Annotated in this window: 11 protein-coding genes; 3 read left to right on the forward strand and 8 right to left on the reverse strand. The window is 57.6% G+C overall.

The genetic code is table 11. The features are described 5' to 3' along the window. Positions 1–85: 85 nt before the first annotated feature. From coq7 to hemJ, 6 genes are all read right to left on the reverse strand, one after another. Entirely contained in the window at positions 86–733 is a 648-nt protein-coding gene (coq7, locus tag AC3WMT_RS18690; protein ID WP_103304494.1) for a 2-polyprenyl-3-methyl-6-methoxy-1,4-benzoquinone monooxygenase, read from the reverse strand. A 193-nt stretch (positions 734–926) separates the two neighbouring features. Further along, positions 927–1,265, reverse strand: a complete 339-nt coding sequence (locus tag AC3WMT_RS18695; protein ID WP_003228789.1) for a histidine triad nucleotide-binding protein — start codon at positions 1,263–1,265, stop codon at positions 927–929. Between the two features lie 81 nt (positions 1,266–1,346). Next, a complete protein-coding gene (locus AC3WMT_RS18700) occupies positions 1,347–2,135 on the reverse strand; it encodes an SDR family NAD(P)-dependent oxidoreductase (RefSeq protein ID WP_025113537.1) in 789 nt (262 codons plus the stop codon). Between the two features lie 61 nt (positions 2,136–2,196). Further along, a complete protein-coding gene (locus tag AC3WMT_RS18705; protein WP_103304386.1) occupies positions 2,197–3,153 on the reverse strand; it encodes a DUF805 domain-containing protein in 957 nt (318 codons plus the stop codon). A 77-nt stretch (positions 3,154–3,230) separates the two neighbouring features. Continuing rightward, complete coding sequence (locus AC3WMT_RS18710) at positions 3,231–4,199, reverse strand: NAD(P)H-dependent flavin oxidoreductase (protein WP_103304385.1); 969 nt, start codon at positions 4,197–4,199, stop codon at positions 3,231–3,233. 33 nt (positions 4,200–4,232) lie between these two features. Then, positions 4,233–4,661 carry a protoporphyrinogen oxidase HemJ gene (gene hemJ / locus AC3WMT_RS18715; protein ID WP_103304384.1) on the reverse strand — a complete coding sequence of 143 codons (429 nt, stop codon included), beginning with the start codon at positions 4,659–4,661 and terminating at the stop codon, positions 4,233–4,235. Positions 4,662–4,796: 135 nt separating this feature from the next. On the opposite strand from hemJ, the gene argC reads away from it, so the two are divergent. Then, positions 4,797–5,831 carry an N-acetyl-gamma-glutamyl-phosphate reductase gene (gene argC / locus AC3WMT_RS18720; protein WP_103304383.1) on the forward strand — a complete coding sequence of 345 codons (1,035 nt, stop codon included), beginning with the start codon at positions 4,797–4,799 and terminating at the stop codon, positions 5,829–5,831. Positions 5,832–5,999: 168 nt separating this feature from the next. Next, a complete protein-coding gene (gene erpA, locus AC3WMT_RS18725; protein WP_003228776.1) occupies positions 6,000–6,350 on the forward strand; it encodes an iron-sulfur cluster insertion protein ErpA in 351 nt (116 codons plus the stop codon). Positions 6,351–6,424: 74 nt separating this feature from the next. On the opposite strand, the gene AC3WMT_RS18730 is transcribed toward erpA, so the two are convergent. Both AC3WMT_RS18730 and AC3WMT_RS18735 read right to left on the reverse strand, forming a co-directional pair. After that, a complete protein-coding gene (locus AC3WMT_RS18730) occupies positions 6,425–7,516 on the reverse strand; it encodes an anhydro-N-acetylmuramic acid kinase (RefSeq protein ID WP_103304382.1) in 1,092 nt (363 codons plus the stop codon). Between the two features lie 3 nt (positions 7,517–7,519). Continuing rightward, positions 7,520–8,944, reverse strand: a complete 1,425-nt coding sequence (locus AC3WMT_RS18735; protein WP_103304381.1) for a peptidoglycan DD-metalloendopeptidase family protein — start codon at positions 8,942–8,944, stop codon at positions 7,520–7,522. Positions 8,945–9,157: 213 nt separating this feature from the next. Between AC3WMT_RS18735 and tyrS the strand changes: the two genes are divergently transcribed. Beyond that, complete coding sequence (gene tyrS / locus AC3WMT_RS18740; protein ID WP_103304380.1) at positions 9,158–10,357, forward strand: tyrosine--tRNA ligase; 1,200 nt, start codon at positions 9,158–9,160, stop codon at positions 10,355–10,357. The last annotated feature ends 107 nt before the right edge of the window (positions 10,358–10,464 follow it).

A 10,464-nucleotide genomic window follows, 5' to 3' on the forward strand; every position in this document is an offset into this window, starting at 1 on the left:
GACCGTCGCCTTTTTTATTGCTCAAACAAAGAACCCTGTAGGAGTGAGCCTGCTCGCGATGAGGCCCTCAGCACCCAAACAGATCTCAGATCCGATAAGTGCTTTTGGTCATCACCTTGGCCAAAAGACTCATCCCGAATTTCACCGGCGCCGGAAACCGGAAGCCACCAGCCTCCAGCGCACTCTCCGCATGGTGCTCTTCATCTATACGCATCTGCTCAAGAATCGCCCGGGACTTCTCATCCTCGGCCGGCAGTTGCTCCAGATGCTCATTCAAATGCTTGCACACCTGATGCTCGGTCGCCGCAACAAACCCGAGGCTGACCTTGTCGCTGATCAGCCCGGCAACCGCGCCAATGCCGAACGACATGCCGTAGAACAGCGGATTCAACACGCTGGTATGGCTGCCTAACTGGTGAATGCGCTGTTCGCACCAGACCAGATGATCAATCTCCTCTTCGGCCGCGTGCTCCATGGCTTCGCGTACCTGCGGCAGCTTGGCGGTCAGCGCCTGCCCCTGATACAGCGCCTGGGCACAGACTTCGCCGGTATGGTTGATGCGCATGAGGCCGGCAACATGGCGAGTGTCTTCGTCGCTCATTTGCGTTTCCGGCTGCAGAATCGCCGGCGACGGACGGTACGGCTGACCGCTGAAGGGCAACAAAGTACGCATCGCGGCATCGGCTTGCAGCAGAAGACGGTCAATTGGCGAATAGTGACGTTGGGTAGTCATGCTGACCTCCGGAAGAATCTCGGCGGCCAGTTTAACTGAATCGGCCGGAGAAGGTTTGCGCTGGGTCATTTGATGCGCGGTCAAGCTTTCGTGGGAGCGAGCCTGCTCGCGAAGGCATATTGTCAGGCGCTGATGAATTTAATGTGCCGACGTCTTCGCGAGCAGGCTCACTCCCACAGTGTGCGTGTGACGTTTAGCCCGGCGGCCAGTTCATCTGGCGTTGACCGAGTACATGCATATGAATGTGGTAGACGGTCTGCCCACCTTTTTCATTGCAGTTCATCACCACCCGGAAGCCTTCTTCACAGCCCAGCTCCAGCGCCAGACGTTGCGCTGTGAACAGGATGTGCCCGGCCAGTGCCTTGTCGTCTTCGGTGAGGTCGTTGAGGGTGCGCACCGGTTTCTTCGGGATCACCAGAAAATGCACCGGTGCCTGTGGAGCGATGTCGTGGAACGCCAGAACCTGGTCGTCCTCGTAAATGATCTTGGCCGGGATCTCCCGGTTGATGATCTTGGTGAACAGAGTATCCACTGCTGTTTTCTCCGTTGTGTGGGCGAGTCTGAGTCTACTCATGGGGAATGAACCCGCCCAGTTGTTTTGCCGTAGGACGGTTCAGCGCGGGCAGTAGGCCTTGTTGACCATGCCAACGATGGTGCGATTGAGCCAGCGCGAACCCAGTCGCGGTAGAAAGGCGAACCAGCGATTGCGTCGTCCCGGAATGATGATCGCGCGGTTCTTCTCCAATGCTCGCACGGTGTAAAGCGCGACTTCTTCCGGGCTCATCAGCAATTTGCTGTCTTTGAGTTTGTCGCTGTTCAGTTGTGCAGTACGAAAGAAAGCCGTGCGGGTAGGGCCGGGGCAGAGCACCGATACCTTTACCGCGCTTTGTTTGAGCTCGACCCGCAGTGCTTCGGAGAAGTGCAGCACGTAGGCTTTGCTGGCGTAATAGGTGCTCATCCACGGGCCAGGATTGAACGCCGCTACCGAGGCGACGTTGAGAATCTGGCCGCCACCCTGCAGCGCCATGCTGTTGCCGATGGCATGGCACAGGCGGGTGAGGGCGAGGATGTTCACTTCAATCAGGTCCTGCTCGGTCATCCAGTCCTGAGCGAGAAACGGGCCGCAGGTGCCAATGCCGGCGCAGTTCACCAACAGATCGATCTGCCGGTCGCCTTCTTCCAGCTCCAGCAGGAAACCGGACAGGCGCAACGGCTCGCCCAGGTCGCAGGCACGAAACAACACCTCAACGCCGAAGCGTTGGGTCAGTTCGATTGCAATACTTTCCAGCTGATCACGCTGTCTTGCCACCAGAATCAAGCTGCGGCCGCGCCGAGCCAGGGCTTCGGCCATGGCCAGGCCAATGCCGCTGGAGGCGCCAGTGATCAGAGCGTAACGGGTCATGCAATTCTCCATCGCAACAGCTCCGCGCCAGCGACGCGGGTGTCACGGCGGGGAGCGCTGTTCATTCTTTCGCAGAGTCTACAGGGGGCTGCGCCGCTTCGGCTGCATCGTCAGCGGAATTCGCTGCCGGTTCGACCTCTACGTCGATTTCATCGGTGGTCACCGAGCCGCTGTCGTAGCTGCTTTCGAGGCTGGTTTCGTACTCCTGCTGAATGGCCGAGATCCCTCCGAGCATTCCACCCACAAAAAACAGCCCGATAAACACGATCCACAGTGCGCTCAGCACTTTGACCGCCGTGCTATTGGGCGGCGGTGGTGGGCCGTAGCGATTGGCGCCGGTATTGCCTGGTACGACCATGATCACAAAAGGAAAAATGCTGCCGACCAGCGGGACGAGGTTGAGCAACCACAGCCAGCCGGACCAGCCGATATCGTGCAGGCGTTGAACAGTGAACAGAATACTGATGATGATCAGCGCCAAGCCTAAAAAGACCGCGACGATGCCGCCGATGATCAGGCCACCGGTGGAGTCGGAACTGACAAGTCCCACGGCAATCAGCGCGAATATGCTGAGAATCGGCAGGCTCACCAGCGTTACGACCATGGTCCAGGCCAGAAAGCGCAGGCGGCCTATCCGGCCTTCGACGCTGAACGGCTTGAGCATGGCGAATGCCGGAAGGTTTTCACCGACGCTGGCCTGGGGAGGTGCATAAGGCGAGCTAGGCTCTGCATAGGCAGGAGCAGGGGAGTGCTCGTGGACGTCCGAGAGATTCAGCTCGATGGCAGTTTCAGTTTCGACGCGTGCATCGATCCCGGTTTTGCTCAGCGCTTGCAGATAGGCTTGCGCGTCGCTATGGGACAGATCGCGTTTGAGTGCCACTGTGCGGCCGTTGAACAGGCGCTCAATGGCGGCCACGTCGCTTTTGAACAGGTCTGCCAGATTGAGCTTGGCAGTGGTGATGTCGACGCCGGGCTGTAGAGCACCGTCGAAAACGATCTTGTAACGGGGGTCGCTCATGGCCGAGGCATCCTTGTCGCGATTAGATTCAAAGGTCGTCAGTGTAAGGCCAGTCTGCTCGCGACTGGCCTGATTTTTTAGCGCGGCCAGCGCTTCGGCAACTGTGCTGCACGTTCCTGGGCCTGACGATATTCCGCGTCGAGGCGCGTGATCAACTGATCGACGCTTGGCAGATCATCGATCTGCCCCACACCCTGGCCGGCTGACCACACGGTCTTCCAGGCTTTGGCTTCGTCGCTGATCGGTTTGAGCTTGTCACCGAAATTCACTTCACCTTTGCCTTGCAGTGCGGCCAAGTCGAAACCGGCCGCCTCCAGGCTTTGGCGCATGAAACTGGCCGGTACTCCCGACACCGCTGGAGTATGGATGATGTCTGCCGCTTTGGCTGTCAGCAGCATCCCCTTGTAGGCGTCAGGCGCATGACTTTCGGTGGTGCCGATAAAGCGCGTACCGAAGTAGGCCAAATCCGCACCAAGCATCTGCGCAGCTAGAATCTCATGACCATGGTTCAGACATCCTGCAAGCAGCAACGTCTTGTCGAAGAACTCGCGGATTTCGGCGATCAGCGCAAACGGGCTCCAGGTACCAGCATGGCCCCCGGCGCCGGCCGCAACCGCGATCAAACCGTCGACACCGGCCTCGGCAGCCTTCTCGGCATGCCGGCGCGTGGTGACGTCGTGAAAGACCAGGCCACCATAGCTGTGCACCGCATCCACCAGTTCCTTGACGGCGCCAAGGCTGGTGATGACGATCGGCACTTTATGCTCGACGCAGATGTTCAAATCCGCCTGCAAGCGCGGGTTGCTGTTGTGAACAATCAGGTTCACTGCGTATGGCGCCGGGTTGTCCAGTGTCGCTAGGCCCGCCTCGATCTGCTCCAGCCAGGCTTTGAACCCGCTGCTTTCGCGTTGATTCAGTGCCGGAAAGCTGCCGACCACGCCGTTTCGGCAACAGGCCAGCACCAGTTCCGGGTTGGAAATCAGGAACATCGGCGCTGCCACTACCGGCAAACGCAGACGTTGTTCGAGCAAAGCGGGCAACGACATTATGAACACCCCAAAGAGTTGTACTTGTTGAAGTTAGAACGGCTTGACCACGACCAGAATTACGATAGCCAGCAATATCAGAACCGGGACTTCATTGAACCAGCGATAAAAGACATGGCTGCGGGTGTTCTCGCCACGGGCAAAACGTTTTACCTGCGCGCCGCACATGTGGTGATAGCCGATCAGCAGCACCACAAGGGTCAGCTTGGCGTGGATCCAGCCGCCCATGCTGAAGATGTTCGGGTTGAGATAGATCAGCCAGCCGCCGAAGATCAACGTGGCGATCATCGCCGGCCCCATGATGCCGCGATACAACTTGCGCTCCATGACGCTGAAGCGTTCTTTGCTGATCGTGTCTTCACTTTGCGCGTGATAAACGAACAGTCTCGGCAGATAGAACAGGCCGGCAAACCAGCACACGATGCTGACGATATGAAACGCTTTGATCCATAGATAGAGCATTTTTAGTTATTCCCAGGTTCACGGTAGCCCGGATAGTAGAGGCTTGAGCGTCCGCACGTCACCTTGACGGTTGTCGCAGGCGCGCGCGGCCCCTATTATCGACGGCTTTCCAGTGGGTTCGTTGAGGGCAGGTTTATGGTCAAGGTCGGTATCGTCGGCGGCACGGGTTACACCGGTGTCGAACTGCTGCGTCTGTTGGCACAGCATCCGCAGGCAGAAGTGGTCGTGATCACTTCCCGATCCGAGGCCGGTCTGGCCGTGGCTGACATGTACCCGAACCTGCGCGGTCATTACGACGGCCTGGCATTCAGCGTGCCGGACATCAAAACTCTGGGCGCTTGCGACGTGGTGTTCTTCGCCACGCCGCATGGTGTTGCTCACGCACTGGCGGGTGTACTGCTGGCAGCGGGCACCAAGGTCATTGACCTGTCGGCCGACTTCCGTCTGCAGGATGCAGAAGAGTGGGCCAAGTGGTACGGTCAGCCGCACGGCGCGCCGGAGCTGCTGGACGAGGCGGTTTACGGTCTGCCTGAAGTCAATCGCGAGCAGATCAAAAAAGCGCGCCTGATTGCTGTTCCGGGCTGCTATCCGACTGCTACTCAGCTCGGTTTCCTGCCGTTGCTTGAGGCGGGTCTGGCCGATGCCTCGCGTCTGATCGCCGACTGCAAATCCGGTGTCAGCGGTGCCGGTCGCGGTGCGGCTGTAGGTTCGCTGTACTCCGAGACGTCGGAAAGCATGAAGGCTTACGCGGTAAAGGGTCACCGTCACCTGCCGGAAATTCGTCAGGGCCTGCGTCGTGCAGCAGGCAAGGACGTTGGTCTGACCTTCGTTCCGCACCTGACGCCAATGATTCGTGGTATCCACTCGACGCTTTACGCGACGGTGGTCGATCGTTCGGTGGATTTGCAGGCATTGTTCGAAAAGCGCTATGCCAATGAACCGTTCGTCGACGTGATGCCGGCTGGCAGCCATCCGGAAACCCGCAGCGTGCGTGGTGCCAACGTTTGCCGTATCGCGGTGCATCGTCCGCAGGATGGTGATCTGGTGGTGGTGTTGTCGGTGATCGATAACCTTGTCAAAGGCGCGTCGGGTCAGGCTGTGCAGAACATGAACATTCTGTTTGGCCTGGATGAGCGCTTCGGCCTGTCCCATGCCGGTATGCTGCCGTAACACTTTATCGCGCACAGCAAAAAGGCCCGTTAAGCGGGCCTTTTTGCATTCTGAACCGGTGATCGGCTTTATTGATATACCGTAACAATAGTTGACCGATTTTCTAGGACAAGCGGATAATGCGCGTCATCACGCATTATGGCGGCGTAACGCCGGGAGATAGTCAGCATGAGCGTCGAATCCTTCACCCCCACGGCTTTGCAATTCACCCAGGGTGCCGCGCACAAGGTGAAGAGCCTGGTCGATGAAGAGGGGAATGATCGCTTGAAGCTGCGCGTATTCGTTACGGGCGGCGGTTGTTCGGGGTTTCAATACGGCTTCACCTTCGATGAAGATGTGGCCGAGGACGACACCATTGTCGAGCGCGAAGGCGTGAGTCTGGTGGTGGATCCGATGAGTTTCCAATACCTGGCGGGTGCCGAAGTGGACTACCAGGAAGGTCTGGAAGGTTCGCGCTTCGTGATCAAGAATCCGAACGCCACCACCACGTGTGGTTGCGGGTCTTCGTTCTCGATCTGATTGCACTCGCTGCACACAACAAAACGCCGCAGAGCCTCACGGTTCTGCGGCGTTTTTTGTTGTCGGCGTTTGACTCAGTTGGGATAGATGGCGCCGAGTACGCGCAGGCCTTTGGCGCCGGTGACGCTTGGGCGATTGGCAGCTATGCCTTCGAGGCAGCAATGAGCCAGCCAGGCAAAGGCCATGGCTTCGACCCAGTCTGGATCTACGCCGTGGGTGGCGGTGCTGGCGATTTTTGTATTCGGCAGCAAGTCCGCCAAGCGTTGCATTAGCGTGGCGTTGTGTGCGCCGCCGCCGCAGACCAATAGCTCCTGCGTATCCGACTGGGCGCTTTGCAGCGACTCGACGATGGTCAGAGCGGTCAGATCGAGTAGCGTGGCTTGCACGTTTTCAGCGGGGAAGGCTGGCAGGTGCGAAAGGTGTTGCTCCAGCCAGAGTAGGTTGAACACCTCTCGTCCGGTGCTTTTCGGGCCCTTGGTGATGAAGAATGGATCGCTGAGTAGCGCTTCCAGTAATGTCGGCTCAACGGAACCTGTTTTCGCCCAGTCCCCATTACGATCGTAGTTTTCGCCGCGTTGCTGCTGAATCCAGGCGTCCATCAGAACGTTCCCAGGGCCGCAGTCGAAACCGGCTACAGGCTTGGTCGGCTCAATCAGGCTGAGATTGCTGAAACCGCCGACATTCAAGACCGCCTGGTTGCCGGTACGCTCTTCGAACAACGCTTCATGGAAGGCTGGCACCAGAGGCGCGCCTTGGCCGCCGGCGGCGACGTCTCGGCTGCGGAAGTCGCTGACGACGGTAATGCCCGTCAGCTCGGTCAACAGGGCAGGGTTACCAATCTGTACGGTGAAACCGCGAGCGGGCTCATGGCGGATTGTCTGCCCGTGGCTGCCGATTGCGCGGATGTGTTCAGGGTTGAGTTGCCGCTGATCGAGAAGGGTGTGAATGCCCTGGGCTGCAAGCTTCACCCAGTGCTGCTGAGCAATCGCCGAGCGGGCGATCTCGTCGGGACCGCTGGCGCACAAGCCGAGGAGCTCGGTGCGCAGCGATTCAGGCATGGGAATGTAATGCGTAGCGATCAGCTTGATCGCCGAGGTCTGTTCGATCAGGGCGATGTCCAGACCGTCAAGGCTGGTTCCGGACATCACGCCGATATACAGGGCCATGGCTTAGCGCTTGCTCGAGGCCAGCATGGTGGCCTTCTCTTGGTCCATGCGTGCCATCAGCGGCTGGCTCTGAGCGAGGAAGCGAGCACGCTCGGCTTTGGCAATCGGATCGGCCATTGGCAGCTTCTGGCCCAGTGGGTCGACGTGCACGCCGTTAACCTGGAACTCGTAGTGCAAGTGCGGGCCAGTCGACAGGCCGGTAGTGCCGATGTAGCCGATCACTTGCCCCTGCTTCACGGTGCCGCCGGTTTTCACGCCTTTGGCGAAGCCCTGCATGTGGCCGTACAGCGTGCGGTAGGTGTTGCCGTGCTGGATGATCACCGTGTTGCCGTAACCGCCGCGGCGGCCGGCAAGCAGCACTTTACCGTCACCGGCAGCCTTGATTGGCGTGCCGCGTGGGGCTGCGTAATCAACGCCTTTGTGAGCGCGGATCTTGTTGAGGATCGGGTGTTTGCGGCCCATGGAGAACTTGGAGCTTATACGGGCAAAGTCCACCGGCGTACGGATGAACGCCTTGCGCATGCTGTTGCCATCGGCGGTGTAATAGCTGCTGTTGCCTTGCTTGTTGGTGTAACGCACGGCGGTGTAAGTCTTGCCGCGGTTGGTGAAGCGCGCCGAGAGGATCGGGCCATTGCCGACAGCCTTGCCGTTGACCACTTTCTGTTCGTAAATCACGTCGAATTCGTCGCCCTGACGGATGTCCTGAGCAAAGTCGACGTCATAGCCGAATACGCTGGCCATATCCATGGTCAGGCTATGTGACAGGCCGGCGCGGGCAGCAGACTGAGACAGCGAGCTATTGATTACGCCGTGGACGTAAGCGGTGCGAACGGTTGGCTTTGCAGTAACGCGATTAAAGGCATAACCCTTGTCATTCTTGGTCAGGGTGATGGTTTCAACATCACTGACCTTGCTGTGCAGGCTGGTCAGCTGGCCTTCGGGGGTGAGTTCAAACTCGAGCTTCTGGCCGTGTTTGAGCTGGCTGAACTGCTTGGCTTGCTTGTCGCTGGCCAGAATTTCATGCACGGCCGCGGCCGGCAAGCCTACCTTTTCAAACAGCGTAGATAGCGTATCGCCTTTCGCGACAACAACTTCTCGATGACCTGGGGCTTTTGGTTTTTCGGCGACGGGTGCTGGCGCAGGTGCGGCTTCAGCCGTTTGCGAAGTGGTTTCGTCGCTGTTTTCTATCTGTGCAAACGGGGAGGTTACAGGCTCATTTGTGGCTTGAGCCGCGTCGGCAGCGTCTTGATCTTGTGTCAGTTGTTCAGCAGGACTTTCCAGTTCAAGGCTAAGGGTCGTCTTTTTGGCTTCAACATCGCTGGAAGGAAATACCAGGAGCGCCAGGCTAAGTAGGGCGGCGATTCCACTTGCGGCGAGTAGGTGGGTCTTCGGGTAAAGCGGTGGCGCTTTAGACGGTTCGGTGGTCATAAGTAATTTTGACTTTTGAAAAGTGATGAATTGGAAAAGATGAATGACATGATGAAGATGAAATAACTGTATAAAATATAACCAAATCATCTCTGAAGCAAGTCTACAGACGTCGCGTCTGTGGATTGGTGTCCGTGCGCCGGGCAAAACTTGTAATTGGTGCACGATCTTGTATGGTTGGTTCCCTTTGAATCTGAGCCTTGCGGGTCTGTTATGAAGTCGGTTGAAGAGCAGCTAGCGCTGATTAAACGTGGTGCGGAAGAACTATTGGTCGAGTCCGAGCTGATCGAGAAGCTCAAGCGCGGCCAACCGCTGCGTATCAAGGCTGGTTTCGATCCGACCGCCCCGGATCTGCACTTGGGTCATACCGTGCTTATTAATAAGCTGCGTCAGTTCCAGGAGCTGGGGCATCAGGTGATCTTCCTTATAGGTGACTTCACCGGGATGATCGGTGACCCGAGTGGCAAGAGCGCCACTCGTCCGCCACTGACTCGCGAGCAGGTTCTCGAGAATGCAGAGACCTACAAGACTCAGGTTTTCAAGATTCTTGATCCGGCGAAAACCGAAGTTGCGTTCAACTCCACCTGGATGGATCAGATGGGGCCGGCGGACTTCATTCGCCTGACTTCGCAATACACTGTCGCTCGTATGCTTGAGCGTGATGACTTCGACAAGCGCTACACCACCAATCAGCCGATTGCCATTCATGAGTTCCTCTATCCGCTGGTTCAGGGTTATGACTCGGTTGCTCTGCGCGCGGATGTCGAGTTGGGTGGTACCGATCAGAAGTTCAATTTGCTGATGGGTCGTGAGTTGCAGCGTGGTTATGGTCAAGAGGCTCAGTGCATTCTGACCATGCCGTTGCTTGAAGGTCTGGATGGCGTGAAGAAGATGTCCAAGTCGCTGGGCAACTATGTCGGTATTCAGGAAGCTCCGGGTGTCATGTATAGCAAGCTGGTTTCGATTCCGGATGCGCTGATGTGGCGTTACTTCGAATTGCTCAGCTTCCGTTCGATGGATGAGATCAATGCGTTCCGTGCTGATGTAGAGGCGGGTGCCAATCCTCGTGACATCAAGATCAAGCTGGCTGAAGAGATCGTTGCGCGTTTTCATGGCGAAGAAGCAGCAGCGAATGCTCACCGCGGTGCGGGCAATCGCATGAAAGAAGGTGAGTTGCCGGATGATCTGCCGGAAATCGATCTGACCTCTGCTGAGGATATGCCGATTGCCGCTGTCCTTAATAAGGCAGGCCTGGTGAAGAACTCGGCAGCTGCTCGTGATCTGCTGGCAGCTGGCGGTGTACGTATAGATGGTGAGGTGGTTGATCGCTCCTTTATATACGCAGTGGGCGCGACCCACGTTTGCCAGGCTGGCAAGAAGGCTTTTGCACGCATTACGCTGAAATCTGAATAAAGTTGGAATTGGGGGTTGACGGCGAATTCTAGAGGTCTATAATTCGCCCCACTTCCGGCGCAGTCGAAACGGAAAACTCCTTGAGATTCAATGAGTTATACGGTTTT

Source organism: Pseudomonas sp. FW305-7 (assembly GCF_058786735.1).